Origin of the sequence: Ornithinibacillus caprae (assembly GCF_009728145.1) — a bacterium.
Lineage (GTDB): Bacteria > Bacillota > Bacilli > Bacillales > Amphibacillaceae > Ornithinibacillus > Ornithinibacillus caprae.
In genome coordinates this window covers 90,140-117,054 of record NZ_WOCA01000001.1, presented here as the reverse complement: position 1 = coordinate 117,054, position 26,915 = coordinate 90,140, and the positions used below count along the sequence as shown (strand labels likewise).

22 protein-coding genes and 2 other annotated features are annotated in these 26,915 nt (G+C 34.6%); of the genes, 2 read left to right on the top strand and 20 right to left on the bottom strand.

Annotated features, from left to right (window positions below; all coding sequences use genetic code 11):
• Window positions 1-97 precede the first annotated feature (97 nt).
• Window positions 98-225 (bottom strand) — a sequence feature (ribosomal protein L20 leader region).
• A 169-nt stretch (window positions 226-394) separates the two neighbouring features.
• The 10 genes from thrS to polA all read right to left on the bottom strand — a co-directional run bounded on the left by thrS (window position 395) and on the right by polA (window position 12,957).
• Complete coding sequence (gene thrS, locus GMD78_RS00575; protein ID WP_155666114.1) at window positions 395-2,341, bottom strand: threonine--tRNA ligase; 1,947 nt, start codon at window positions 2,339-2,341, stop codon at window positions 395-397.
• An 83-nt stretch (window positions 2,342-2,424) separates the two neighbouring features.
• Window positions 2,425-2,645 (bottom strand) — a binding site (T-box leader).
• 58 nt (window positions 2,646-2,703) lie between these two features.
• Window positions 2,704-3,564, bottom strand: coding sequence for a putative sporulation protein YtxC (ytxC, locus tag GMD78_RS00570; protein ID WP_425495034.1), 861 nt, complete (start codon window positions 3,562-3,564; stop codon window positions 2,704-2,706).
• Between the two features lie 260 nt (window positions 3,565-3,824).
• Window positions 3,825-4,757 carry a primosomal protein DnaI gene (gene dnaI / locus GMD78_RS00565; RefSeq protein ID WP_155666110.1) on the bottom strand — a complete coding sequence of 311 codons (933 nt, stop codon included), beginning with the start codon at window positions 4,755-4,757 and terminating at the stop codon, window positions 3,825-3,827.
• Between the two features lie 5 nt (window positions 4,758-4,762).
• Window positions 4,763-6,151: a replication initiation and membrane attachment family protein gene (locus GMD78_RS00560; RefSeq protein WP_155666108.1), complete on the bottom strand. Its 1,389-nt coding sequence runs from the start codon at window positions 6,149-6,151 to the stop codon at window positions 4,763-4,765.
• Window positions 6,152-6,334: 183 nt separating this feature from the next.
• Window positions 6,335-6,805 carry a transcriptional regulator NrdR gene (nrdR, locus tag GMD78_RS00555; RefSeq protein WP_155666106.1) on the bottom strand — a complete coding sequence of 157 codons (471 nt, stop codon included), beginning with the start codon at window positions 6,803-6,805 and terminating at the stop codon, window positions 6,335-6,337.
• A gap of 20 nt (window positions 6,806-6,825) precedes the next feature.
• On the bottom strand, window positions 6,826-7,212 hold the full coding sequence (locus GMD78_RS00550) for a cytosolic protein (protein WP_155666104.1): 387 nt from the start codon (window positions 7,210-7,212) through the stop codon (window positions 6,826-6,828).
• Window positions 7,213-7,357: 145 nt separating this feature from the next.
• Entirely contained in the window at window positions 7,358-8,386 is a 1,029-nt protein-coding gene (locus GMD78_RS00545; RefSeq protein WP_155666102.1) for a glyceraldehyde-3-phosphate dehydrogenase, read from the bottom strand.
• A gap of 457 nt (window positions 8,387-8,843) precedes the next feature.
• Window positions 8,844-9,443, bottom strand: coding sequence for a dephospho-CoA kinase (gene coaE, locus GMD78_RS00540; protein ID WP_155666100.1), 600 nt, complete (start codon window positions 9,441-9,443; stop codon window positions 8,844-8,846).
• Window positions 9,444-9,480: 37 nt separating this feature from the next.
• The gene (gene mutM, locus GMD78_RS00535; RefSeq protein WP_155666098.1) at window positions 9,481-10,308 is read right to left on the bottom strand and encodes a DNA-formamidopyrimidine glycosylase; all 828 of its coding nucleotides are present in this window, start codon (window positions 10,306-10,308) and stop codon (window positions 9,481-9,483) included.
• Between the two features lie 12 nt (window positions 10,309-10,320).
• Window positions 10,321-12,957, bottom strand: a complete 2,637-nt coding sequence (polA, locus tag GMD78_RS00530; protein WP_155666096.1) for a DNA polymerase I — start codon at window positions 12,955-12,957, stop codon at window positions 10,321-10,323.
• A gap of 230 nt (window positions 12,958-13,187) precedes the next feature.
• Here polA and GMD78_RS00525 point away from each other — a divergent pair, with 230 nt between their 5' ends.
• On the top strand, window positions 13,188-14,207 hold the full coding sequence (locus tag GMD78_RS00525; RefSeq protein ID WP_155666094.1) for a serine hydrolase domain-containing protein: 1,020 nt from the start codon (window positions 13,188-13,190) through the stop codon (window positions 14,205-14,207).
• Window positions 14,208-14,261: 54 nt separating this feature from the next.
• Here the strand turns inward: GMD78_RS00525 and GMD78_RS00520 are convergent, their stop codons facing one another.
• From GMD78_RS00520 to citZ, 7 genes are all read right to left on the bottom strand, one after another.
• Window positions 14,262-14,807, bottom strand: a complete 546-nt coding sequence (locus GMD78_RS00520) for a CBO0543 family protein (RefSeq protein WP_155666092.1) — start codon at window positions 14,805-14,807, stop codon at window positions 14,262-14,264.
• A 352-nt stretch (window positions 14,808-15,159) separates the two neighbouring features.
• Complete coding sequence (gene pnpS, locus GMD78_RS00515; protein ID WP_155666091.1) at window positions 15,160-16,518, bottom strand: two-component system histidine kinase PnpS; 1,359 nt, start codon at window positions 16,516-16,518, stop codon at window positions 15,160-15,162.
• Window positions 16,515-17,210: a response regulator transcription factor gene (locus tag GMD78_RS00510; protein ID WP_155666089.1), complete on the bottom strand. Its 696-nt coding sequence runs from the start codon at window positions 17,208-17,210 to the stop codon at window positions 16,515-16,517. The genes pnpS and GMD78_RS00510 overlap by 4 nt, the downstream gene beginning before the upstream one ends.
• A 171-nt stretch (window positions 17,211-17,381) precedes the next feature.
• Window positions 17,382-17,858 (bottom strand): MaoC/PaaZ C-terminal domain-containing protein, encoded by a 477-nt coding sequence (locus GMD78_RS00505; protein WP_155666087.1) that lies wholly within the window; start codon window positions 17,856-17,858, stop codon window positions 17,382-17,384.
• 361 nt (window positions 17,859-18,219) lie between these two features.
• Window positions 18,220-19,158 carry a malate dehydrogenase gene (gene mdh, locus GMD78_RS00500; RefSeq protein WP_155666085.1) on the bottom strand — a complete coding sequence of 313 codons (939 nt, stop codon included), beginning with the start codon at window positions 19,156-19,158 and terminating at the stop codon, window positions 18,220-18,222.
• Between the two features lie 91 nt (window positions 19,159-19,249).
• Window positions 19,250-20,521, bottom strand: coding sequence for an NADP-dependent isocitrate dehydrogenase (gene icd / locus GMD78_RS00495; RefSeq protein ID WP_155666083.1), 1,272 nt, complete (start codon window positions 20,519-20,521; stop codon window positions 19,250-19,252).
• Between the two features lie 84 nt (window positions 20,522-20,605).
• The gene (gene citZ / locus GMD78_RS00490; protein WP_155666081.1) at window positions 20,606-21,721 is read right to left on the bottom strand and encodes a citrate synthase; all 1,116 of its coding nucleotides are present in this window, start codon (window positions 21,719-21,721) and stop codon (window positions 20,606-20,608) included.
• Window positions 21,722-22,136: 415 nt separating this feature from the next.
• On the opposite strand from citZ, the gene ytvI reads away from it, so the two are divergent.
• Entirely contained in the window at window positions 22,137-23,243 is a 1,107-nt protein-coding gene (ytvI, locus tag GMD78_RS00485) for a sporulation integral membrane protein YtvI (RefSeq protein ID WP_196493684.1), read from the top strand.
• Between the two features lie 8 nt (window positions 23,244-23,251).
• On the opposite strand, the gene GMD78_RS00480 is transcribed toward ytvI, so the two are convergent.
• From GMD78_RS00480 to pfkA, 3 genes are all read right to left on the bottom strand, one after another.
• Complete coding sequence (locus tag GMD78_RS00480) at window positions 23,252-23,641, bottom strand: FxsA family protein (RefSeq protein WP_155666077.1); 390 nt, start codon at window positions 23,639-23,641, stop codon at window positions 23,252-23,254.
• A gap of 151 nt (window positions 23,642-23,792) precedes the next feature.
• Window positions 23,793-25,553 carry a pyruvate kinase gene (gene pyk, locus GMD78_RS00475; RefSeq protein ID WP_155666075.1) on the bottom strand — a complete coding sequence of 587 codons (1,761 nt, stop codon included), beginning with the start codon at window positions 25,551-25,553 and terminating at the stop codon, window positions 23,793-23,795.
• A gap of 59 nt (window positions 25,554-25,612) precedes the next feature.
• Complete coding sequence (gene pfkA, locus GMD78_RS00470) at window positions 25,613-26,572, bottom strand: 6-phosphofructokinase (RefSeq protein ID WP_155666073.1); 960 nt, start codon at window positions 26,570-26,572, stop codon at window positions 25,613-25,615.
• Window positions 26,573-26,915 lie beyond the last annotated feature (343 nt).

Here is a 26,915-nt window from a genome sequence, read left to right as displayed (position 1 = left end):
GTTGACTTCCTTCATCTCCTGTGATTCAGTCCAGTCTATACGTCTCTTCCCGGTCGCTTCCACCTTTTCATTACCGATCATTATTGACAAGTCTTTATTTCAAATTAAAAAGTGGGCACATAAATGCACCCACACGTCTTAAATCGTTAAATTTAAAGATGTTTTAACCAGTCAACTGCGTACTAGCGTTGATCAGGTGAGAAGCGGGTGCTTCTACTTGTCTCAGATCATTAAGTTTTAATCAACTTTTATACAATAGCATGTATTGTATAATCTGTCAACTTAAAAACTCTTTTTCCATTGGCTAATCTTAGTATAACATAAACGTTTACTAATGAATAGCCCAAGCACCATACATTATATGAAAGGAGCTTGGGCATTGTTATATTCTAACTTATTTTTTTCGTAATATTTTCTCGTCAATTTCCTGTTTGATTAGCTTTTCGAAATCAGCATAAGTCAGTGTCTCTGATTTCTGCTCTCCATACCTTCTAACATTTACTCCATTTTCACTGATTTCGTTATCACCTACTACTAGAGCAAAAGGTATTTTTTCAGTTTGAGCTTCACGAATCTTATATCCAATTTTTTCGTCTCGTTCATCTACTTGTACGCGTACCCCTTGTAATTTCAATTTATCAGCTACATCTTTCGCGTAATCTAAATGAACTTGTGGTGAAACTGGGATTACTTTTACTTGAACTGGTGCTAACCAAGTAGGGAAGGCACCTTTATATTCTTCCAATAGGAAAGCCACAAAACGTTCCATTGTTGATACTACTCCACGATGGATTACAACTGGACGATGTTCTTTACCATCTTCTCCAATATATGATAAATCAAAACGCTCAGGCAATAGCACATCGATTTGTACAGTTGATAATGTCTCATCTTTTCCAAGTGCTGTTTTCACCTGTACATCAAGTTTAGGACCATAGAATGCAGCTTCTCCTTCTGCTTCCACATATTCCAATTCCATATCTTCCATTGTTTCTTTGAGGATGCTTTGCGTTTTCTCCCACATTTCATCATTATCGATATATTTCTCTGTATCTTCAGGATCACGGTATGACAAACGGAAATAATAGTCGTCAATTCCAAAATCTTTATATACGCGTTGAACTAGCTCAACTACTCGGATAAACTCATCTTTTAACTGATCTGGGCGAGCAAAAATGTGCGCATCATTCAAAGTCATTGCACGAACACGCTGTAATCCCGCCAATGCACCCGACATTTCATAACGATGCATGGTTCCAAGTTCAGCTATACGAACTGGTAAATTACGATAACTCCATAGTTGATTTTTAAATACCATCATATGATGTGGACAGTTCATTGGACGAAGCACTAACTCTTCATTATCCATCTCCATAACCGGAAACATATCATCTTGATAGTGATCCCAGTGACCACTTGTTTTATATAAATCAACATTTGCTAAGACTGGAGTATAAACGTGATCATACCCTAAACGTTCTTCAATATCAACTATATACCGTTCAATTTGGCGACGAATCGTTGCACCTTTAGGTAACCAAAGAGGTAAGCCTTGACCAACTTTTTGATTGACCGTGAATATATCAAGTTCTTTTCCAAGCTTACGATGATCTCTTTCTTTTCTTTCTTCTAATATTTGCAAGTATTCTTCTACTTGACTTTGCTTTTCGAAAGCTGTTCCATAAATACGTTGTAACTGTTGATTATTACTATCTCCACGCCAATAAGCACCTGAAATACTTAATAATTTGAAGGCTTTAAGTTTACTTGTTGAAGGAACATGAACACCTCGACAAAGATCAAAAAACTCACCTTGTTTATAAATAGTCACTTGTTCTTCTTCAGGAATAGCATCAATTAATTCTAATTTTAACTCGTCACCTATTTCCTGGAACATTGACTTCGCTTCTTCTCGAGATACTTCGATTCGTTCTATTTCCAAATTCTCATCTACAATTCGTTTCATTTCTTTTTCGATTTTTGGTAAGTCTTCAGGTGTAATAGATTGCTCTAAATCCATGTCATAATAAAATCCTTCTTCAATAACAGGACCAACACCAAATTTAACATTTTTATAAGTACGTTTTATAGCTTGTGCCATCAAGTGGGCTGTTGAGTGACGTACAATTTCAATTCCTTCTTGATTTTTGTACGTAATAATTTCAATAGCTCCACCATTCGTAAGTTCTCTTCTTAAGTCATATAACTCTCCATCTAACTTAATTGCTAATGCTTGCTTTTTTAAACCGGGTGAAATTGATGCCGCAATATCTTCTCCAGTTGTACCTTGAGGAAAAGATTTACTTGCTCCATCTGGAAAAATAAATTCAATTTCTGCCATCTTGAACACTCCTTTTTTTGTATGTATTGTTTAGGGTTAAAAATTAAAAATAATCAAAAAACGCCCACCCCTTTGCCTAAATGCAAAGGGACGAGCGCTTGGTCACGTGGTTCCACCCTATTTCCCGCAAAATACATTGCGGCTCATAGATCTTTAACGCAGATGGTACGCCTCTATTTACTAGAAGTTCAATAGAAGAGTTCAAAGGTGGTAATCATTTGAGTAGTAGCGGAAGCTTTCAGCCTTGACTTCCTTCTCTGTACAACTAGTAGACAAATGATCATATCCTTCTCATAACTTGTTCGTTTATCGTATAATATAAACATCATTATAGCGTGAGTTAAATGTATAATCAAGCCCAATTATTGATTTTTTAAATAGTACGGAAAAGGAAATTTACTAACTGGTTCAAATTCCACTCTTTCTTGGAATACATTAATGACTGTTAATGTTTTTGGCTCAGAGGGATGATCTCCATAAATTTTAATCTTTTTTGGTGCCATGGCAACTAATGGAGCTAGATTTAATTCATCACTTTCTAAACCAACAATGTATAATGGCTCTTGCTGCAATATCATTCTTAATTCCATTTTAGAAAACCGTTTTCCATTTGGCTTAAAAAACGAAAAAGGATTTCCTTGTAATATATGAATCGTATTATATTTTGGTTCTTTTTTGGTAATAAATTCCCTGAGCATGTTCACAAATTCTTGATGATCCTCTTCTCGTTTAAATTCATCAATGGCTAAGCCAACAAAGTAAATAATTTGATCTTTAAATGCCTTCAATCGAAAATTTACTATAGAGTCAAAATGAACAGGACTTGTGTTTTTAATATTAGCTATAAATAATGAATATAAAAGCTCTGTAGGATCTTCCTTACTGTTTCTTACCTGTAGACTGTCATCATCTTCTCCTGAGACAATCCAATGGGTAATTTCTAATATCCTTTCAATTTCATCCGCATTTGTATAATAATAAAAATCCTCTATAACTCCTTTGATCATCGGTGAAAGACGATGTGATTTGAAGACATCGACCATCGATTTAGCTACAGTTTCAAACGTTTCATGATTCGTATCTTGATCATCAATCTGTAAATGATTCCCCCAATCTTCATGTGTTTTCCAATGTAATTCAATTTTTTTGTTATAACGAAATAATTGCTCGCAAAAACTAATTACTTCTTTATTCGAACTAAAATAAACATCCAGCAACAACATCACCCTCATCCAAAACCAAACTGTTACATTATATGGACAAGGAATCAAAAAAATGATTAATCAATCAAAACTAGTAACTTTAGTTAATTCTTCTATAAGAATACTTGGATTTCACCAAGCTTTACATGTTTTTATTAGAAAACTTGGCATTCGCCAAACCATTATGGTGATGGCCATAGTTGCATTTATGCAAGATAGGAAAGTTATTCTCTTTCTATATACTAAAAAAATAGCTAACAAAAATGTTAGCTATTTTTTGTCTACCCTCTTCGGTTTTCAGCAAAGATAGGAACTTCTCTACTTACCTGCCTAATTCTCTCTAATATACGCCCTGCCTTAACTTCATCTATATCGCCACGGTTGGTTTTAGCTAGATGACTTTCTAGTTGCTCCATACTATAGTTTGATGTAAAAAATACAGGTAATCCTTCCATCATACGGTATTGTAAAATAGATCCCAGTACTTCATCTCGAAACCAAGCAGACTGCATTTCTGCCCCAATATCGTCGATCATCAACACATCCGCTTTTTTAAAGTAATCAATCTTTTCATTGATTGAATCGTCTTTAAGGGAAGATTTTATTTCTCGAACAAATTCTGGCATATAGATTAGCATGGACGATATATTAAATTTTTTCAGTTCATTAGCTAACGCACCAATAAAATACGTTTTACCTACACCAAACGGACCGTAAAAATAGATTCCTTTAGAAGGGATTTCCCCTTCTCGAGCTTGATCAAGAAATGTAATTAACTCTCGTACTGCTTGACTTCTTTTCGGATCATGGTCTATATCAGGAATAGTTGCCTGCAATATCTCCTTAGGCATATACAGACTTTGGATTAAGCTTTGTTGCTTTTGCTCCTTTTCATACACAATTCTACTATGACACTTTTCATAGGATAAATGAATTTCATTATTATCCACATGCAACACAGGGGTGTACCCTTTAAGCATATTTTGGCAGGAATGTATGGATGAACACTGGTCACATTGTTTAGATTGCGATTTGTATTCATATAATTTAATCAGTTTTTTATCAATTTCTGTTTGAGGAATTTGCGGGTGTTGCTCTAAAAATTCCTTGATTTCTGGATCACTTAGTACTTCATTTTTTATTTTTGTATAATTTTCCTTGAAGTTACTATTCTCTTGCATCCATTTTTTTAATGTTGATTGTACTGGTTTCATTGAAATCATCCTTGGAAATGATTATTTTTAGACGACGTACTAGAATAACGATTTAATAATGCAGCAATCTCTTCTTTTTCCTTCTCTAAATCAACGGTTGCTTGTTTATTAGAAACTGAACCTTGTGGCTTTTTACTTTTTCTTTCCTTAAACCAATCAGGAATCACTTCCTTAGATTGCTGTTTCTTATAGTTATTATTATACGTTTGTGTTTTGGCTGTACTTGTACGATAACGTTCTCGCTTAGCAAAAACCATAGCTTCCTTTGCTGTTTTTAAATTAGCTCGTGACCAATGGCTTGCAATTTTTTCTAAATAGGCCTTTGATAGTTTCATATTTGACTGTAGTAATACGTAGTGAATTAACACATTCATAACTGGTGATGGTAAGCCTTGAGAAGTCATAACCTCACGTATTACTTTTAAATCTTGTGTAGAAGCTTGATTCCCACTTGAAAGGTCCTCTAGTAATTGCTTAGGAGATATTGTTTCTAATTCCTTAATTAACTGCTCTTCTTTTGATAAAGGTTTCATTTTATCTTCAGACCGATTGTCTACTATATGTTCATTTTTTTCAACTAATCTAACTTTAGATTGACTAGGTTTTTCACTGAATAAATCATGACATGCTTCTTTAAATTCTTCAATATTTAACCTATTTTCATCTGATAATGCCCAAAGAATAGCTTTTTCAATCTCATGACTTGCCAGGTCGTATAGTACCATCATCTGATTAATAATTCGTCGATTGTCATTTGTTAACACTTGTTTTGCAGGAATCATTCGTTGCTTTAACATTTGCTCAATCCAGGAAAAATCTAATTCTTCAATATTTGGTCCTCTATGCACTTGCTGGCTAGGTGCCGGTCCCTTTGTTCCATCCATTGGTGAAAAAGTATTAAAAACTTCACGAAATGTGACGGTCACTTCACGTCCATCTTCTTCCACCTGGTCGCTCTTTCGTACATAATGGTTTTGCAGCATGATATATTTATTTTGTCCGATATGATGTAATAATAATTGCGAAAGCATTCCGTCCTGAAAGAAATCGTGAGGCGCAAAAGGGCTCTGTAATACATACGTAAATGTCGTTTTGTCAGGTGAATTAGTTTCAAACGTTTTTAATAAACCGATTCCTTCCAACTTCAAACGTGCTTCATATATTTCATCTAAAGGAAGATTTAAATAATTCATTAATGTGTGGTGTGTTTGTTGAGGCGAATCATACTGAAAATCCATTTCATGGAGAAGAGTTTGATACAGCATGACTGCTTTCCCCCCGATTAATGGCTGATATAAATGAGTTAATGATTGCATATAATCAACTGGTAAAGCATTTCCTTTATAATGGACATGGTAACCATCGACCGGTAAAATTTTGCCGATAAAATTCATAAGTCATCTTTCCCCTTTAATTTAGAAAACTTAGCTTTCGTAAAGCTTTAGTAACACGTCTGCAGGATTAGAAAACTTTTATTTTCTTATCTGCAAAAAAACGTAACTTCCGTCAAGTCTTGATGACGAAAGCCTTCGTTTTCTTGATGTCTATCCACCAAAAGAAAGAGCCTATTTGTTGGCTCATTCAGATTCTTTTTTATCTATATTAATCAAGTCCTTTAATTCTTCTAAAAACACACTAATATCTTTAAATTGTCTATAAACGGAAGCAAAACGAACATAGGCAACTTCATCAATTTTTGAAAGTCTTTCCATGACCATTTCTCCAATTTCATTGCTGTCTATTTCAGAAGCTCCTGTATTCCGTAATTCCTTCTCAACATCAAGTGCTAGTGATTCGATCGTTTCAATAGATACTGGTCGTTTTTCACATGACTTGATAAGTCCTCTTATTAGTTTTTCTCTACTATATTCCTGTCTTGTTCCATCTTTTTTTACTACAATTAATGGGATTTCCTCAATACGTTCAAATGTAGTAAAACGAAATCCACATTGTTCACATTCGCGCCGTCTTCTGATAGATCGACCTTCCTCTATTGGTCTTGAATCTAGTACTTTAGTGCTCTTATATTGACAATTTGAACATCTCATCTGCATTAACTCCAATCATTTTACTTCTTATCGATCAAAGGTAATTCCTTATTGATCTGCCCATACAATTCTACTATTAACTTAGAACTATAACCAAAGTCGATAGGAAGCATTGATTCTGTTGTTACAGAGAAATCAATTGCAGTTTGATATGGACGTACCATAATTACAGTAATTACGATAAATGCTTTCTTTCCTTTTTTAACATGAACACTAATCTCTCCGTGTTCATGTGATAAGGAGTTTAATTTATATTTTGAAGCATTGTTAAAATAGTTCTCTAAAGAAGCTAAAGCTTTGTCCTTTGTTGTTTTATAATATTTTGTTTGTAATGCAGGATCCCAGTGTGATTCACTTGTTTCTGCATGATTATTTAAATACTTAGATACTTTATGACGAATAGCCATCTATGTCAACTCCAGTTATAGTTTAATTCCGACAAAATACTCTATTATTATTTTAACATGTTTTAGAAAAATCCCCTAGTAATTTTGGGCATAAAAAAAGAGCTGATTCTCATTTTGAATCAACTCCGGTAAAATTTCTATTAATCTAGGTTAAATTTACATGTTTTTCATATAGAAATGATCCGACATATTTGGTTAAATTAACGACTCGTTTCGAATAACCCCATTCATTATCATACCATGCTAGAACCTTGATTTTATTGCCTTCCATGACCATAGTTGATAATCCATCAATTATTGCAGAATGTTCTGTTGTCGTATAATCAATAGATACAAGAGGTTCTTCACTATATTTAATAATTCCTTGTAATTCGTTTAATTCAGCATACTTAAATGCGTGATTAACTTCATCAACAGTTACAGTATCTTCCACATCTACAACTAAATCTACTAATGAAACATTTGGAGTTGGAACTCGTAAAGCCATACCGTGTAATTTTCCTTCTAAATGTGGTAAAACTTCAGCTAACGCCTTTGCTGCACCGGTAGATGTTGGGATAATAGATTGTGTACAACCTCTAGCCCGTCTTAGATCCTTATGCGGGTTATCTAAATTTTTTTGATCATTGGTAAATGCATGAACTGTCGTCATTAATCCGTTAACAATTTTAAAGCGATCATCCAGTACTTTAACAACCGGTGCTAAACAGTTCGTGGTACAGGAAGCATTGGAAATAACCTCATCACTTTCTTCATAGGTATGATGATTTACACCCATTACAATAGTTTTATCAATATCTTTACCAGGAGCTGTAATTACTACTTTCTTTGCCCCTGCCTTTAAATGTAACCCAGCACTTTCTTTTGTCTTAAATTTACCAGTTGCTTCTATTACGACATCAATATCATTTTCTTTCCAAGGAAGTTTTTCAGGTTCTCTTGAATTAACTAAAAGAATTTCTTTCCCATTCACCTCTAACGCCTCTTGAAGCGCTTCCACTTTTCCATCAAAAATTCCATGGACACTATCGTATTTCACTAAATGGGCAAGTGTTTCTGGAGGATAACTTGCATTGATTGCAACAACCTCTAATTGATCATCTTGAATTGCTTGGCGAAATACCATTCGTCCAATGCGGCCAAATCCATTAATTGCAATTCGGGTTCTCTCCATTGATAGTCCTCCTAAGTGTGTTATACTTATTTCGCTTTTTTCATAAATAGTATAACATATATATATTAAAAAGGAATACTTTTTTACAGAAATTGAGACTTGAACAAAACAAACGCTCCATTTTAAAGGAGAATGATTCAAGGTCAGGAAGTATAGAATGTTATTTTTTCACTACTGGATCTTAATTCGTAGTTGATATAAAAGCGCAGTTACCAATTGTCCAGAAAACACTCAGGAGAATGCCGAGTAACAGCAACGTGATTTCCTCTACGAGCCCGTGGAAAGCGAAGTGTATTTTCGGAGCGGGGATAAAACACCAACCATCATTTCCGGTTACTGAGGATTCTATGTAAAATTAGCAATAAAGCTTACGAAAATTTCACAAAGGAAAATCCGAACAAATTTTTTGTTCGGATTTCCTTTGATTGATACACTTTTGTCTCAGCCTCTTCATAAATTACAAGACGTCCCAGATTTTAAGGATTTTCTCTAGTTGCTGAAAAGACTCATATTTAGTTCCGTTATTATTGATTACAGCATCAGCTAATGCTGCCTTTTCTTTTACAGGAATCTGTGCATTCATGCGTTGTAAAGCCTCATTCTCGCTAAAACCATCACGCTCCATTAACCGTTGGAGTTGTGTTTTTTCATCAACATAAACAACAATAGTTTTATCTACAAGATGCGTTAACTTACTTTCAAACAACAATGGAATATCTAAGACAACACACTTTTCTCCATCTTCAACCAATGAATCTCTATAGTACAGCATACGTTCTCTAACAGCTGGATGAACAATATGATTTAACGTTTTGCGTTTTGTTTCATTAGCAAATACAATTGCACCTAATTCCTTACGGTCAATTGTCTGATCGTCTCGTAAGATCTCTGTTCCGAATGCTTTTACAATTTCGTGATAGGCCGATTCTCCAGGTTTAACTACCTCTCTAGAAATCTTATCAGCATCGATTACAGGGATATTCAAATCATCAAACATTAGTGAAACCGTGCTCTTCCCACTAGCTATACTCCCGGTTAAACCGATAATTAACGCCATAGTGAAATTCCCTTCTCTACAAAGTAGACAATATTTATTAATTACGTTGGCAACTCGGACAAACGTGCGTACCTCGACCGCCAACTTTCATTTTAATTACTGGTTTTCCACATTTTTTACAAGCCTTATTTTCTTGTCCATATACAAATAATTCTTGTTGGAACATCCCCATTTCACCTTGTCCATTTACGTAGGAACGAATAGTAGTACCGCCTTGTGCCACTGCTTCCTTTAAGGTTAAAATAGCCTGTTCCTGGACCATCTTCACTTCTTTTTTGGTAAGTTTGTTTGCTTTTTTTAAAGGATGAACACCTGCTCTAAATAATGTTTCATCCACATATATATTTCCTAAACCAGCTACTACAGTTTGATCTAAAAGAACAGATTTGATGACTCGATTTGTTTTTTTAAGTTTTTGGTAAAAATAATCAAACGTAAACGTTTCATCAAATGGATCTGGTCCTAATTGATTTAGCGGCTTATCTGAAAACTCCTGTCCTTTAGGAAAGACATGCATCGTACCAAATTTACGGACGTCATTATAACGAAGTTCTTCTCCATCTGTGAACCTAAATATAACATGAGTATGTTTTTTAATTGGCTCTTCACGGTTGACCACACTATATTTCCCTTCCATTCTTAAATGCGAAATAAGTGTATATTCGTCTAATTCAAATAAAAGGAATTTTCCTTTTCGATTGATATTGTGAATGGTTTGTCCAATTAATAGATGTTTAAATTGTTCTACATCATCTGGTTCCTTGATAATTTTCCCCCAAAAAACATGTACATCTTCAATTTTTTTATCTAGAACAAAATGTTTTAGTGTATTTCTAATCGTTTCCACTTCTGGTAATTCTGGCATATTTATTTCTCCTTATTTTGCATCAAACCAGCTTGATCCATAAGCATAGTCAACCTTTAAAGGTACATTTAGTTCAACTGTATTTTCCATCATTGCTGGTACTATTTCTTTTAAAGAATCAACGTCTTCTTTAGGTGCTTCGATAATCAATTCATCGTGTACCTGTAAAAGAATTCTGGCTTGTAGTTTTTCATCCAACAATTTCTCATGCAAATCGATCATCGCTTTTTTAATAATATCAGCAGCTGATCCCTGAATTGGAGTATTCATGGCAGTTCGTTCAGCAAAACTTCGCAGGTTAAAATTTCGACTTGTTATTTCAGGTAAATACCTTCTCCGCTTCATTAAAGTTGTTACATATCCTTTATGTTTTGCTTCTTGAACGATATCCTCCATATACTGCTTTACACCAGGATAGCTCTCAAAATATCGATCAATAAATCGCTTGGCTTCTTTTCGAGTAATTCCTAGATTTTGTGAAAGGCCATAGTCACTTATTCCATATACGATTCCAAAGTTAACAGCTTTCGCCTGTCTTCGCATATTAGAAGTAACCTCATCTTTTTCAACATGAAAAACGTCCATTGCTGTTTGGGTATGAATATCTAAATCATTTTTAAATGCTGAGATAAGCTTTTCATCATTTGCGATATGTGCTAGTACTCGCAATTCAATTTGTGAATAATCCGCTGCAAACATGATCCAATCCTTTTTCGCTGGTACAAAAGCTTGGCGAATTTTCCTCCCCTCTTCTAAACGAATTGGTATATTTTGTAGGTTTGGATCGATAGAACTTAATCTTCCCGTTTGCGTTAACGCTTGATTAAAACGAGTATGTATTTTACTTGTCTGTTTATCCACAACCTTTAACAATCCTTCAATATAAGTGGATTGTAATTTCCCTAATTGTCTATATAAAAGAATCTTAGGAATTATTTCATGTTCATTTTCTAATTGTTCAAGAACATCGGCAGCTGTTGAATATCCCGTTTTGGTTTTTTTAATAACTGGTAGCTTTAGCTTCTCAAATAAAATCGGGCCTAATTGTTTAGGAGAATTCAGATTGAATCTTTCTCCTGCAATTTCATAAATACGTTGCTCAATTTCATCTAACCGTTCTTTGAGTTCAGAACCCATCTCCTCCAACCGGTCAATATCAACTTGAACACCAGTGTGTTCCATTTCTCCTAAAATTAATGCAAGTGGCATCTCTAATTCCTTCAGCAATTCTAATTGCTCATTATCTTCTAACTGCTTCTCCATCTCGGCTTGTAGTTCAAATAACACGTTAGTTTTTCGAACAATATGATCTGCTAATACAGATTCCTCGGGAACTTTCATTTTTGCACCTTTTCCATAAACCTCTTCATCAAATAGAATACCTTTCTTCCCAAACCGATGACCTATTGCAGGTATGTCATGATTGTTCTCTGATGGATTTAGTAAATAGGATGCGAGCAACATATCAAAATTTATACCCTTTAAATGGATATCATGCTTTAGTAATGCTACTAATGTTTTCTTTGCATCAAACACTACTTTTTTATTGGATGATTCTTCTGCCCAAGTTTTAAACTCTTTTGAAGCTGCTGCTACCTCTGTTGGAATAAAATATGCTCCACTATGATTAACAAGACCAATTCCTTCTATTGGTGTCTTATGATAATTATCAACTAACATTTCGATAACAAGAGCATCTTCACCTGTAAACATGTTTTTAGAAACTTCATCTACGATAGAGAAATCTAAAGCCTCTAATTCCGCTTTTTCTTCTTCCGATTCACCTTCTACACCAATTCGTTCCAATAATGATTGGAAGCCAAGATCCTTAAAAATAGTACTAACTTGATTGGGGTGATACCCTGTGTACACTAAGTCCTCAAGTGAAATTTCAATTGGAGAGGTACGATTGATCGTCGCTAACTCCTTACTCATAAATGCATCCTCTTTATGGTTAATGAGCTTGTCTTTTAGTTTTTTACCACTGACTTCCTCTACATGCTCATATACTTCTTCCAATGTTTTAAATTGTTTTAATAACTTTGTAGCTGTTTTTTCTCCAACTCCAGGGACACCTGGGATATTATCCGAGCTATCTCCCATTAGAGCTTTTAGATCAATGATTTGTTCTGGCGTAATTTCCATCTTTTCAAGCAGATAGGATGGAGTATAGGCTTCTACATCACTTATTCCCTTCTTCGTTACGTTAACTGTAACAGAATCAGAAACAAGCTGTAGTAAATCTTTATCACCCGAAATAACAGAAACATCCCATTGTTGTTCATTGCCTTGTTTAGCTAATGTACCAATAATATCATCCGCTTCATATTGATCTAGTTGGTAATGTTTAATATTAAATTTATCAAGCAATTCTTTTACGAGAGGAAATTGCTCAGATAATTCTGGTGGTGTCTTCTGTCTGCCACCCTTATATTCTTTATATGTACTGTGACGGAAAGTCGTTTTGCCAGCATCAAAAGCCACTAACATATGAGTAGGTTTTTGTTCTTCTAAAATACGTAGTAGCATTGTTGTAAATCCATAAACAGCATTTGTATATACACCTTTATCATTATTTAGTAGAGGGAGAGCAAAAAAAGCACGGTATATGATACTATTGCCATCAATTAAAACTAATTTATTAGACATAGATACGTTTCCTCCATTCTCAAATTACTATTATATCTATTTTATCACTTCGTTCACAAGGCGTAAAAAAATACGGTGTAATCTGTATCCTACATACAGGACCTATGTTATAATTTTTGAAAAGGAGCGATAATTATGAATTTATTCGTATGAAAGAAACTCTAATATTTACTTTTCTACTATCATGTGTGAATAAATATAAAAAAGTAAATATATAGGAGTGTAATTCAATGAACATGAAACTATTAAATCGTATCAATCGGATCTATAAAGAAATCCAATTATCCGGTACCACCTTAATTCAAAAAAGTGGAGAAGTACTTGCAGATACAAGCACTGGTTATGCAAATAAAGCAGACCAATTAAAAATCACAAATCACACCCGATTTGGAATTGCGTCTGGATGCAAAATTTTCACTGCTGTTGCCATTTGTCAGCTTGTTGAAGAAGCTAAATTATCCTTCGACACAAAATTAACGGATTGTCTTGATATTTCATTTCCGAATTTTGATAAGGGAATTACTATTCATCAGCTTCTAACACACACTTCTGGTATACCTGATTATTTTGATGAAAAAGTTATGGACGACTTTGAAGAATTATGGATCCAAAAACCAATGTATCAAATTCGTAGACTTCATGATTTTTTACCATTCTTCAAAAATGAAAAGATGAAATACAAACCAGGTGAGCATTTCCATTATAATAACGCTGGGTACATACTTCTGGGATTAATTGTGGAACAAGTAAGCGGGACCCCTTTCGCGGACTATATGGAGAAGTATATCTTTAGTAAAGCCAGGATGCTAGATTCAGGTTATTTTGCTTTAGATCAACTTCCAAAAGATACTGCAATAGGATATATTAAGAACCCGGATGGCACCTTTAGAACAAATATGTATTCTATACCAGTACAAGGTGGTTCAGATGGTGGTGCATTTGTTACCACCAAAGATATGCTACAATTTTGGGATGCCCTAGCAAATTATCGTCTTATTAACAAAGATTTGACTACGCAGCTTCTCACACCACATGTTCAAGAAGATGATAACGAATACTACGGTTATGGGGTTTGGATTACTAAAAAAGAAGAAGCTCTCTTTAAGTATCATGTTATGGGATATGATCCAGGTGTAAGTTTTCACTCTGCATATTATCCAAATCAAAACATTACATTAGCCGTATGTGCCAACATCTCAAATGGAGCTTTCGATGTAATGGATGGAAGTGAAGAAGAACTACTTACTTGATAATTAGATAATACGATGTACAAAATCAAGCTTACAAGGATTAGAAATTATATGCTAATCCTTGTTTTTTTCTAATAAATAATAAATTATTAATCGAAAAATAATAGGGAGAAGAATATAAATCGGAAAGGAATAAATTGGCTTCCAATACAATGTTTTATATATTCCCATTTTGATTAAAATAGGTTCAGTTACAAATGAAGCTAATACAGCAACACCCACGTTACCAAGGATAAAATGCTTCCACTTAGGGAAATAGTAATAAACAATCATATAGGCAACAGGAATAAAAGAAAAATTATATGGATTTAATCCTCTGTTTAATTGTGTTAATTGATAGGGATATGCCCAAGCGCCTAAATTAAGTCCTATTTCATCTAATTGACTAGCCAAAGCAGCTAATAAAAGACCAAAAGATAAACATTCCGCTTTCTTTTCTATTGGAATTACTTTGAACCAGATAATCCACGGAACAATGAACATTGCAAGTAAAAGCCACCATTGCCACGTAAATAAATCATGTTCAATCCAATATCGTTTTCTCCAATCAGATAATTTATGCTGCATATCAAGGATTTCTTCAAAAGATGGATAAGTCATGGCGCCTCCTAATCGGTCTCTGTTTTTTCTTCATTTACACTAACTTATATTATTAACTATTATTTTTAGAAATAGTTTTATTATGTACAATCACACAAAAATGAGCACTACATGATCGTTGTAATACCCTCATTACATTAAGTACATTTCCCTTCTTATTACGTTCGTTACATCTTTATTGAACCCATCTTTTCTTAACCATTCCTGACATGATGAAAAGGAACTCTTTTTTACGGCTTCACTACTTAAACCAATAACAATAAAACACATGGGATCCCTACTGGAAAACCCATGCGTTTAAGCTTGTTAATCATATCTAAAGTAAATCATTATTTTAAATTAAGCGAAGTATTCATTTCGGAAAATAAACATTAATTGATGTTCCTTTGTTTACTTCACTATCTATTTCAATTTTTCCTTCATGAACATCAACTATATGCTTCACAATTGCTAACCCTAGACCGGTACCACCTGTGTTTCTACTTCGCGCTTTATCTACACGATAAAAACGTTCAAATATTCGAGGTAATGACTCTTCCGGAATACCAATTCCCGTGTCACGAACTTCAATTCGAATATTTTCATCCGTTTCATCTACGGAAAGTGCAACATTGCCGTTAGCAGGCGTATAGTTAATCGCATTTGTTAAAAGATTTATAAACACCTGTTTGACTCGATCGTAATCTGCTGTAAACGATAGATCACTACACTTCATAGATAAGTTGATATGGTGTTGTTCGGCATACTGTTCTATTATCGGTTTAATTTCTTCAATTAACTGAGAAACATTAACTTCTGTCAATGTTAATTGAGAATCTTCCTTTTCCAACCTAGATAGTGTAAGTAAATCCTCTATTAGCGATTGCAACCTTTTGCTCTCATCATAAATAATTTGGGTAAAATGCTTTCTTGATTCAGGGTCTTCCATAGCACCATCAAGTAGTGTCTCAGAAAACCCTTTAATCGACGTAATTGGTGTTTTTAACTCATGGGATACATTCGCTACAAAGTCTTTACGCATTACTTCTAGTTTTTTTAACTCCGTAATATCATAAAATACTAGCACTGCACCTTTTAATATATTTCGTTCATTAAATATGGGTGCACCAACTATTTCTATATACTGCCTTCCTCCATTCATTTTTGTGAAGGATTTTTTTACATTTTTCTCATACAAAAATGTTTCTTGAACCGTACGGTGCACCTTCTCATTTGAAAGAACATCGTAATATAAATAACCAACGTAATCTTTTTGCGCCTTTCCAAACATCGATACGAACTTTCGATTGACTAAATGGATATACCCTTTTTCATCGATTAACACTAATCCACTTTGGGTATTATTAATAACTGTAGAAAATTGTTCCGCTTGCATTTGTTCATGGAATGATAGTTCACTTAAGTTTCGTGCTAAAGCATTAATTTTACTGCTTAGTTCCCCAATACTACCTGTTATTGGGTGGTGCATTCTCGCTCGAAAATTACCTTTAACTAATTCATCCATCGTTTTCGTTGCCTTTTGAATCGGTTTAATATAAGTATCAAATACATGAAGAAGAATCATGATCAAAATGATGTATTCCGTTAATAAAACAGAAGCCAATACGATATAATTATCAATTACTTGAAGTAATACGAAACCGGTAATAATGATTAAAATCGTAATACCTATTGCATAATAATTAATCGGTTTCTTAAAAAGCGACTTCATGTAGTTGGAACCTCCATTTTATATCCCAATCCACGGATTGTTTTAATATACACCGGTTTTTTTGTATCTGGTTCTATTTTTTCTCGCAAATGACTGATATGAACATCTACAATCCTAGTATCCCCAACAAAATCATAATCCCATACCGCACTTAATAATTGATCTCTAGAAAGGACTTTTCCTTTGTGATTTGCAAGATAATGTAGTAACTCAAATTCTTTACGAGTAAAGGTTAATACTTCATTCCCTTTTTCTGCTTCATATCTTTCAGGATAAATAATAATATCACCAATTTTTAGTGTGTTTTGGCGATTGTCTGACTGTTTCGTAGTCCTTCTTAATATTGCTTTAATACGTGCTACGACCTCTTTCGGACTAAATGGTTTGGTTAAATAGTCGTCAGCTCCTATTTCTAATCCTAATACTTTATCAAATTCTTCATCTTTAGCAGTCAACATTAATATTGGTGTGTCAATTTGTTGTCTTCTTAAATGTTTGCATACTTCCATACCATCCATCTCTGGTAGCATTAAATCCAACACGATTAAATCATATTCATTTTCTTCAACTTTATTAACGGCTTCCAATCCATCGTATGCTACATCAGTTTGAAAACCTGCCTTTTCAATATTAAACTTTAATAATGTTACAATTGAACTTTCATCATCTACAATAAGAATTTTTTCGTTCATTATCCATTCCCCATTTCGATAAAACAATCCCTTATATTTATCTTACAATGGATGATAAATAAAATAAACAAAGGATTTCAATTGTAAAGAAAACTTTAAAAAACATAATAGGTGAATATATGTTTTCTTATTTTAAAAAAACTATCCATAATTGGATAGTTATATTTTTTCTTAAAAGAAATTTTCTAATGAACTTGCAGTAATTGATTTGGGTTCATAAGCAGGACATACGGTTAATTTTCCATAGATCACTTCATCGCCTTCGACATCGAATCCATGAACGGATAATGTAACATGGTGATTTTTTTCATCAATAGCAGTTATTTCAATCGTAAATTTCACTTCGGTATTATGGTATACCGGCTTTGGAAATTTCATTTCATGCTCGATAATATGACTTCCTGGGCCTGGTAAGTGCATGGAAACAATAGAAGAAACCATCCCAAAAAGCATAACAGATGGTACTATCGGTTGGTGATAAGGGGTCTGAGATGCATAGTCATGTTGAATATAGAGAGGGTTTGCATCATTTGTTAAACCTAAATACAACAATAGATCCTTGTCTTGAATCATATGGGTTGCTGTATAAGATTCACCAATATGTAGATCGTTAATCTTTTTACCTAACTTTCTTTTTTTTCCAATCATTGTAGCACCTCCAAATATGTAAGCGTTTTCTATTATACCATATATCAACATTCTAGCATAGTTTTTAAAAATGCTGTTTCTTACTTACACAAACCAAATGGATCGTATGTTTGTCATGGTTTTAGATTTTCATTTATCTACACATTGGAAAACTTGGCTTTTGCCAAGTATTTATGGCAAAAGCCTTAGTTGCACTTATGCAGCATAAGAAATCTTATACTTTCTTATCTGCCAAAAAAATAGGCGATTCATCTCCTACCTAAACGCTGTCGCGTTTTGAGGAAGGAGTCTTCTCGCCCAAGTTCGATAAAATGTTAAAAAGCACCTTCCTACATAGAAAGATGCTTTTATTGATTTTTAATTAATTTAAGATATTTAAAACACTCTTAACAGATTCTGCTGATTTATCTAATGCAGCTTTTTCCTCTTCTGTTAAATCAAGTTCAATAATTTCCTCAATACCATTTCCACCAAGGATAGTAGGTACACCAAGATAGATGTCATTATATCCATATTCACCTTCTAAGTATGCTATAGAAGGAAGAACACGACGTTGATCTTTAAGGATAGCTTCCGCCATAACAGTTAAAGATGCAGCAGGTGCATAGTATGCACTCCCATTACCTAGTAGATTAACAATCTCTCCACCACCAGTACGTGTTCGCTGGATAATTGCATCCAAGCGATCTTTAGAGATTAGCTTTTCTAATGGAATACCACCGGCATAAGAGTAACGGATTAGCGGAACCATATCGTCCCCATGTCCACCCAATACAAAGCCAGTAACATCTTTAACAGACAGGTTCAATTCTTGAGCCACAAATGTACGGAAACGAGCTGTATCAAGTACTCCAGACTGACCAATGACACGTTCTTTCGGGAAACCAGATTCTTTATATACCGTGTATGTCATAGCATCAACTGGATTTGTTAAAACAACAATTGTTGTTTCAGGTGAGTATTTTACAACCTCTTGTGTTACTGATTTCATGATTTTAGCATTTGTGTTTACAAGATCATCACGACTCATTCCCGGCTTACGAGCAATTCCTGCAGTAATGATTACAAGATCCGAATCTTTTGTTTCAGCATAATCCGCAGTACCAATAATGTTTGCATCAAATCCTTGTACAGGACTAGCTTCCAACATGTCTAAAGCTTTACCTTTTGTCGGGTCTTCCATATTTGGAATATCAACAAGAACTACATCTCCTAGCTCTTTTTGAGCCACCATTAGTGCTGTTGTTGCTCCGGTGAAACCTGAACCGATTACCGAAATCTTCTTTCTTTTGTTACCCATGATAAATCCTCCTCTGTCGCGGTATTAGGATGAAAAACTAGAATCCGCCACGTCCTTGTATAAGGACGTGGCGAGACAAGTGCTAGAGCGATTACTCCATATTTTGAATTAATTCATTACCAAATTCCGAACATTTTACTTCCGTTGCACCATCCATTAGACGAGCAAAGTCGTATGTTACAACTTTAGAAGCAATAGTTTTATCCATAGATTTAGTAATTAAATCAGCTGCTTCTCTCCAACCAAGATGTTCAAGCATTAGTACACCTGATAGAATCACTGATGATGGATTTACTTTATCTAAACCTGCATATTTAGGCGCTGTACCATGTGTAGCCTCAAAGATTGCATGTCCAGTGTTGTAATTAATATTTGCACCTGGTGCAATACCAATTCCACCCACTTGTGCTGCAAGTGCATCAGAAATATAGTCTCCGTTTAAGTTCATTGTAGCAACAACATCAAACTCATTTGGACGAGTTAGAATTTGTTGTAGGAAAATATCAGCAATCGCATCTTTTACAATAATTTTACCAGCTGCAACAGCTTCATCTTGAGCTTTGTTCGCTGCATCTTTTCCTTCTTTTTCAACGATACGATCGTATTCTGCCCATGTGAATACTTTATCACCGAATTCTTGCTCAGCCACTTCGTATCCCCAATTTTTAAACGCACCTTCTGTAAATTTCATAATGTTCCCTTTGTGAACAAGTGTTACGCTACTACGACCTTCTGTTAACGCGTATTCGATCGCTGAACGCACTAAACGCTTTGTTCCCTCTTCAGATACAGGCTTGATTCCAATACCAGAAGTTTCTGGGAAACGAATTTTATGTACTCCCATTTCATTATTTAAGAATTCGATAACTTTTTTCACTTCGTCAGAACCTTTTTGCCATTCGATTCCAGCATAGATATCTTCTGTGTTTTCACGGAAAATAACCATATCCACATCTTCAGGACGTTTAACAGGGGATGGTACACCTTCAAAATAACGTACAGGACGTAAACAAGTAAATAAGTCTAGTTCTTGACGTAATGCTACGTTTAATGAACGAATTCCTCCTCCAATCGGAGTTGTTAGAGGTCCTTTAATTGCAATTTTGTATTCATCAATTTTATCTAGTGTTTCTTGTGGTAACCATTCACCAGTTTGATCAAAAGCTTTTTGACCTGCTAGTACCTCTAACCATTCAATTTTTTTCGTACCATTGTATGCTTTCTCAACAGCTGCTTCTAGAACTCTGCTAGCTGCTGCCCAAATGTCTGGACCAGTTCCGTCTCCTTCGATAAAAGGAACAATTGGATTGTTAGGAACTTTCATCTGTCCATTTTCTACTACGATTTTTTCACCTTGTGTCATAACGATATCCTCCTAGTCTTTATACCTGTAATTTATCAGAATAATAGCCGGGAAAATCCGGCTATTATCATTTTATTATTTCATCTAGCGATTTTCAATTGCTACATATTCTTGTGTATTTGGTCCTACCCACTCCGCACGAGGGCGAATTAAACGGTTATTTGAATACTGCTCTAGGATATGTGCTAACCATCCTGATACACGACTCATTGCAAAAATAGGTGTAAATAAATCATGATCAATTCCTAGACTATGGTATACAGATGCCGAGTAGAAATCAACGTTAGCAGGAAGTCCTTTATTCTCTTTAATGTATTCTTCAATTTTAACGGACATGTTATACCATTTTTCCTGTCCTGTAAGCTTCGTAAGTTCTTTTGACATTTTCTCTAAGTGTTTGGCACGAGGATCACCATTACGATACACGCGATGGCCCATACCCATGATCTTTTCTTTGTTTGCAAGCTTTTCTTTAATGTAAGGGATTGCGTTTTCTTCTTCACCAATTTCAGTTAACATCTTCATTACCCGTTCGTTTGCTCCACCGTGTAGTGGTCCTTTTAATGCTCCAATAGCGGCAGTAATACCAGAGTAAACATCTGATAAAGTAGCTACACATACTCTTGCAGTAAATGTAGATGCATTTAATTCGTGATCAGCATGAAGTACTAACGCTTTATTTATAGCTTCAACTTCAATAGCTTCTGGATCTTTTCCATTTAGCATATATAAGAAGTTTTCTGCATAGCTAACACCTTGTTTCGGTTTAACAGGATCTAGTCCTTTACGAATTCTAGCAAAAGCAGCCACTACACTTGAAATTTGTGCTTGTAAACGAATAGCTTTACGTCTGTTTGCTTCTTCGTCCATCACGTCTGCTTCTTCATCATATAATCCTAATAAAGAAACTGCAGTACGTAATGCTGCCATTGGGTGTACAGTAGATAAGTCATAAGAACGTAAATGTTCTATAACCGCGTCAGGCACCTCCATATGGTCTGCAAGGTCTTTTTTAAAAGCTTCTAATTCAGATTGAGTTGGTAGTTTCAAGTTCCATAATAAATAAACTACTTCCTCAAAACTTGAATTCTCAGCTAAATCATCAATTTTATAACCAACATATGTAAGTTGATCATCAATAATAGAACTAATCGATGATTGTGTTGCAACAACCCCTTCAAGTCCTTTCGTTGCTGTCATATAAACCCTCTCCTTTTCTATAGATAGTTTAAGAGTTATAACATATATAATGTTAAAATATTATCGACAATATCCCTTGTAAAAGAAAAACATTGCCATCCCCATGAACAATTATAAAGTATTCGGACGATAATGTGAATTGAAACCGTTTAATTTTCGAGGATTATTTCATAAATATTCATTTTCGAGCGACAAAAAACCTGTTTTTATGCCATTTTAGAAATCTTAATATTCAGCCCATCCTTTATGTGGAATGCCTTCTCTGCACGTATACACGATGCAAATGGTTTATGCTTTCCTACCTACTAAACAAAAACATGTATTTTTTATACATGGAGGCACGTCTAAATTTCCAAATGTGATCATAAGTAAAACTATAGAGAATTATAGTTCCAATTTAAAATGGGGTTATTTTATGTACAAGCAGGTATCTAATCAAATATTAAGATGTGTAATGATCATAGCTATTATCTTGGGTTGCTACTTTCTATTTGTATATACAATACCGTTTACGTATCCATTTCTTATTGCAATTGGAGTATCGTTTCTAATTAATCCACTAGTTACTTTATTAGAGGAAAAAGGAAGAGTACCTCGAACACTTGCTACTTTTATAGTGATTATATTTATATTTTTTATATTAATTGGAATCATCTTCTTAATCATTTCAGAAATTATCCAGGGAACCATCTATCTCGCTGACATGATTCCAACTTATTTTCAATCATTCATATCCATCATAGAGGAATTTGTTTACACGAAACTATTACCATTATATGAAACGATAACTTCATATTTCAACACGTTACACCCTGCACAGCAAGAAACCATAAGTGATAAAATACAGCAGTTTTTAAATAATATCACAACAACTGGAACTACCTTGTTGCAAAGCTTTTTCTTAAATATCCCAACGGTTATTCTAGTATTACCTAACTCTGTAACAATTATTTTATTTATCATTCTAGCTACATTCTTTATTACGAAAGATTGGAACAGCTTAAAGGAACACATTCACCGCTCTATTTCCCAAAAAGCGATGGACTTTTTTAAGAACATTAGTATTCATTTTAAACGAGCATTTGCAGGTTATCTAAAAGCACAATCTATTCTAATTTCAATTACAACATGTATTATTTTGATAGGGTTAATGATCCTTCAGGTTGAACATGCCTTAACGATTACGTTCATTGCAGCTATTTTCGATATTTTGCCGTTTATAGGAACTGGTATGATTTTTATTCCATGGATTATCTACTCATTTGTTACAGCAAATTATGCAATGACCATTAGTCTATCTATTTTATTCGGCATCATTATTGTTGTACGTCAAATCTTAGAGCCAAAAGTATTATCTGATAGCATAGGGGTTAACCCATTATTTGGATTATTTATTTTATTTATTTGTATTCAAATATGGGGAGTAATGGGTATTCTCTTTGCCCCAATCGTAATGATTAGTTTCTATGTACTCATACAGTCAGGTGCATTTCTGAGAATATGGAGTTTTATAAAAGGATAGGATTAGCACTACCATTTACGATAAATCACCATATCTTTGTCAATTAACCGTTTAATAAAGCGTTGCAACATTCCTTTGAACAATCCTCGTGTACTTGGTATAACTAGTATAAAACCAGCAATATCTGTTATAAATCCAGGTGTGAATAAAAATACACCACCAACAAAAATACAGATCCCATCTAGAATTTCTTCTGTTGGTACCTGGCCATAGTTCATCGAATTCCTTGCACGCTGCCAGGTTTCCATACCTTGTTGTCTGGCAAGCGCTACTCCAACAACTCCTGTAAGTAGAATTAATCCAACAACCCACCATGGTCCAATCATCCCTCCAGTCCATAGGAATACACCAATCTCTAGGGCTGGAACTATAAGAAAAGCTAGTAACAACCAGCGCATCCAACTTCACCCTTTCTAATTACAAATTATTAAGAATAGCGATCATGTTAGAGAATTTGGCTATTTCACCAAGTTTTATGGTAAAACAGCCATGTTGCACTTATGCAGTATTTCTTATTTGCTAAAAAAGAAGGGAGTTATCCCCTTCTTTTTAAAGTACACTAGCATGACCTTTATAAATATCACCTTTGCTACCATCTATTGTAATATCTTCTCCATCAGTAAGCTGATCAACAACATCTTTAACACCTACAATAACAGGTATACCCAAACTTAGCCCTACCACGGCAGCGTGTGAAGTTAGTCCGCCTTCTTCTGTGATAATACCACTAGCTTTTTCAATTGCAGGCATCATATCACGATCTGTTCCATAGGTAACAATGATATCTCCATCTTTTACTTTATCAATTGCTTCGTTTGAATTTTTCGCGATAATCGCTCTTCCATAAGCAACTCTTTTTCCAACACCTTGACCTTTCGCAATTACGTCCCCAATAACATGAACTTTCATCAAGTTAGTTGTTCCACTTTCACCTACAGGTACACCTGCTGTAATAATCACGCGGCTACCACGACTAAATAAGTTAGCACCAATTCCGGCATCGATTGCTACATCCAACATTTCGTCTGTTGACGATGCTCTACCACCCATAACAGCATGAACACCCCAAACTAAAGATAGCTGACGATTTACCCGTTCAGAGAAGGTAACAGCAACAATTGGTGAATCTGGTCTATATTTAGAAATCATTCTTGCGGTATGACCACTTTCAGTTGGAGTAATTATTGCATCCACTGATAAATTCATTGCAGTATGTGTTACAGATTGACTAATAGCATCCGTTATTGTCATATCGACTGATTGTGAACGATGCTTTAGAATTGTACGATGATCTAAACCAGTTTCTGTCTTAACAGCTATGTTGTTCATTGTTTTAACAGATTCCACTGGATAATTACCCGCAGCTGTTTCACCAGATAACATAATTGCATCTGTACCATCAAAGATAGCATTCGCAACATCAGAAGCTTCTGCTCTTGTTGGCCTTGGATTGCGTTGCATGGAATCAAGCATTTGTGTCGCTGTAATAACCGGTTTACCGGCTGTATTACATTTTCTAATCAGTTCCTTTTGAACTAACGGCACATCCTCTGCAGGAATTTCTACACCAAGATCTCCACGAGCAACCATTAAGCCATCACTGACTTCTAATATACTGTCAATATTATCTACACCTTCTTGATTTTCAATCTTAGGAATGATTTTTATATGCTCTGCTTGATGCTTCTCTAGCAATTCTTTAATATCTAATACATCAGAAGGACGACGAACAAATGAAGCAGCAATAAAATCCACATCCTGTTCAATACCAAAAACAATATCATTTGCGTCTTTCTCTGTTATTCCCGGCAAATTAACTTTTACGTTTGGTACGTTAACACCTTTTTTATTTTTAATTGTTCCAGAGTTTAACGTTTTTGTTTTTAATTCTTTATTTGCATGATCAATTTCTACTACTTCTAACTCAATTAGACCATCATCTAATAAGATTTTTGAACCTTCATGAACGTCATCAATTAATCCATCATACGTAATGGAAAAACGTTCTGCTGTTCCTTCTACTTCTTTCATAGAAATATAAACGATATTTCCTTCAACTAGTTCAGCCTGTCCATCCCTGAATGTCCCAGTACGAATTTCTGGTCCTTTTGTATCTAAAAGTATTGCAACTGTCTTTCCTGTTTTCTCAGCAGCAGCACGAATGTTTTTAATTCGATTGCCATGCTCTTCGTAATCCCCATGGGAAAAGTTTAAGCGTGCAACATTCATTCCAGCTTCAATTAATTGCTCTAACTTTCCGATCGACTCTGAAGCAGGTCCAATCGTACAAACTATCTTCGTTTTTCTCATTTAAAAATCCTCCTACATTATATGAACCTTATTATTTCAAAACCTAAATCAAACCAGGTTTAGATCGATAATTCTTTAGATAATTTATACATATCTTCGTCAATCATATGTTCAACCGTTAAGATCGTATTTATGTCATGGTCTACTAGTTTATTATTTTGAATACCAACCATTCTACCGGCTTTACCAGCCAATAATAAATCAACTGCTTTGGCTCCTAAACGACTAGCTAACACTCGATCGTTTGCTGTAGGGGATCCACCTCGTTGAATATGACCTAATACGGTTACTCTAGTTTCCAAGTCCGTAGCTTCTTGGATTCGTTTACCGTAATCAATTCCGCTACCTACACCTTCTGCAAGAATAATAATACTATGTTTTTTCCCGCGTTCATGTCCACGTTTTAGACGTTCAATAACATCCTCAAAATCATCTGGTTGCTCTGGAATAAGAATACTTTCTGCACCATCAGCTAAACCAGCCCACAAAGCAAGGTCACCTGCGTTACGACCCATCACTTCAATTACGTATGTACGTTCATGTGATGTAGCTGTATCACGTATTTTATCAATTGCTTCAATAATCGTATTTAATGCTGTATCAAATCCAATTGTAAAGTCAGTTCCTGGGATATCATTATCGATTGTTCCAGGAACACCTATACATGGATACCCTTTTTCAGTAAGTTTTTGCGCCCCTCTAAAGCTACCGTCTCCACCAATTACGACTAATCCTTCAATCCCAAACTTCTTAAGCTGTTCAATACCTTTATTTTGTCCAGCATCTGTTTTGAATTCCTCACAACGTGCAGAATATAATTTCGTTCCACCGCGTTGGATAATATCGCCAACTGAACCAATTTCCATTTTTTCTATATTACCTTCGATAAGTCCTTGATAGCCGTTTTTTATTCCATAAACTTCAACATTATGATAGATGCACTTTCTAACAACTGCACGAATTGCTGCATTCATGCCTGGTGCATCGCCACCACTAGTTAGTACGCCTATTTTCTTCATTAAACCTTCACCTCAAGTTGCTTAGATTCTATTTTAAATGACTTTTTTTAGTATGTACGACAAGATAAAAAAATAACATGAGATTATGAATCCGATCTTGTTTTACAAACCTCCAATTACAAGATAATCGTAAAAACAAAAAATATCAATTAAAAGCAGTCGAATCTGAGATATTTTTTAAATGTGTTTTACTTATTGATACATCAATGTTTAATAAGTATAAACCATTTAAAATAATACATACTTTTTACATGCAAATTGACACCGCCGTTTTAGAGGTTGAGAGACATTAATTTAGAAAATCCGAACACCCCAAAAGACAATTTCAGTAGTAACAAAAATA

Coding starts and splice junctions, on each gene's coding strand:
- pyk (WP_155666075.1), bottom strand. CDS start 25,553: ATGAGAAAAACGAAGATAGTTTGTACGATTGGACCTGCTTCAGAGTCG.
- thrS (WP_155666114.1), bottom strand. CDS start 2,341: ATGGCAGAAATTGAATTTATTTTTCCAGATGGAGCAAGTAAATCTTTT.
- dnaI (WP_155666110.1), bottom strand. CDS start 4,757: ATGAAACCAGTACAATCAACATTAAAAAAATGGATGCAAGAGAATAGT.
- ytvI (WP_196493684.1), top strand. CDS start 22,137: ATGTACAAGCAGGTATCTAATCAAATATTAAGATGTGTAATGATCATA.
- GMD78_RS00505 (WP_155666087.1), bottom strand. CDS start 17,858: ATGATTGGAAAAAAAAGAAAGTTAGGTAAAAAGATTAACGATCTACAT.
- GMD78_RS00550 (WP_155666104.1), bottom strand. CDS start 7,212: ATGGCTATTCGTCATAAAGTATCTAAGTATTTAAATAATCATGCAGAA.
- mutM (WP_155666098.1), bottom strand. CDS start 10,308: ATGCCAGAATTACCAGAAGTGGAAACGATTAGAAATACACTAAAACAT.
- polA (WP_155666096.1), bottom strand. CDS start 12,957: ATGTCTAATAAATTAGTTTTAATTGATGGCAATAGTATCATATACCGT.
- coaE (WP_155666100.1), bottom strand. CDS start 9,443: ATGGCGTTAATTATCGGTTTAACCGGGAGTATAGCTAGTGGGAAGAGC.
- mdh (WP_155666085.1), bottom strand. CDS start 19,158: ATGGGTAACAAAAGAAAGAAGATTTCGGTAATCGGTTCAGGTTTCACC.
- GMD78_RS00520 (WP_155666092.1), bottom strand. CDS start 14,807: ATGACTTATCCATCTTTTGAAGAAATCCTTGATATGCAGCATAAATTA.
- GMD78_RS00545 (WP_155666102.1), bottom strand. CDS start 8,386: ATGGAGAGAACCCGAATTGCAATTAATGGATTTGGCCGCATTGGACGA.
- GMD78_RS00480 (WP_155666077.1), bottom strand. CDS start 23,641: ATGCGCTGGTTGTTACTAGCTTTTCTTATAGTTCCAGCCCTAGAGATT.
- pfkA (WP_155666073.1), bottom strand. CDS start 26,572: ATGAAGAAAATAGGCGTACTAACTAGTGGTGGCGATGCACCAGGCATG.
- citZ (WP_155666081.1), bottom strand. CDS start 21,721: ATGACAGCAACGAAAGGACTTGAAGGGGTTGTTGCAACACAATCATCG.
- pnpS (WP_155666091.1), bottom strand. CDS start 16,518: ATGAAGTCGCTTTTTAAGAAACCGATTAATTATTATGCAATAGGTATT.
- GMD78_RS00525 (WP_155666094.1), top strand. CDS start 13,188: ATGAACATGAAACTATTAAATCGTATCAATCGGATCTATAAAGAAATC.
- GMD78_RS00510 (WP_155666089.1), bottom strand. CDS start 17,210: ATGAACGAAAAAATTCTTATTGTAGATGATGAAAGTTCAATTGTAACA.
- nrdR (WP_155666106.1), bottom strand. CDS start 6,805: ATGAGATGTTCAAATTGTCAATATAAGAGCACTAAAGTACTAGATTCA.
- icd (WP_155666083.1), bottom strand. CDS start 20,521: ATGACACAAGGTGAAAAAATCGTAGTAGAAAATGGACAGATGAAAGTT.
- ytxC (WP_425495034.1), bottom strand. CDS start 3,564: ATGTTGTTGCTGGATGTTTATTTTAGTTCGAATAAAGAAGTAATTAGT.
- GMD78_RS00560 (WP_155666108.1), bottom strand. CDS start 6,151: ATGAATTTTATCGGCAAAATTTTACCGGTCGATGGTTACCATGTCCAT.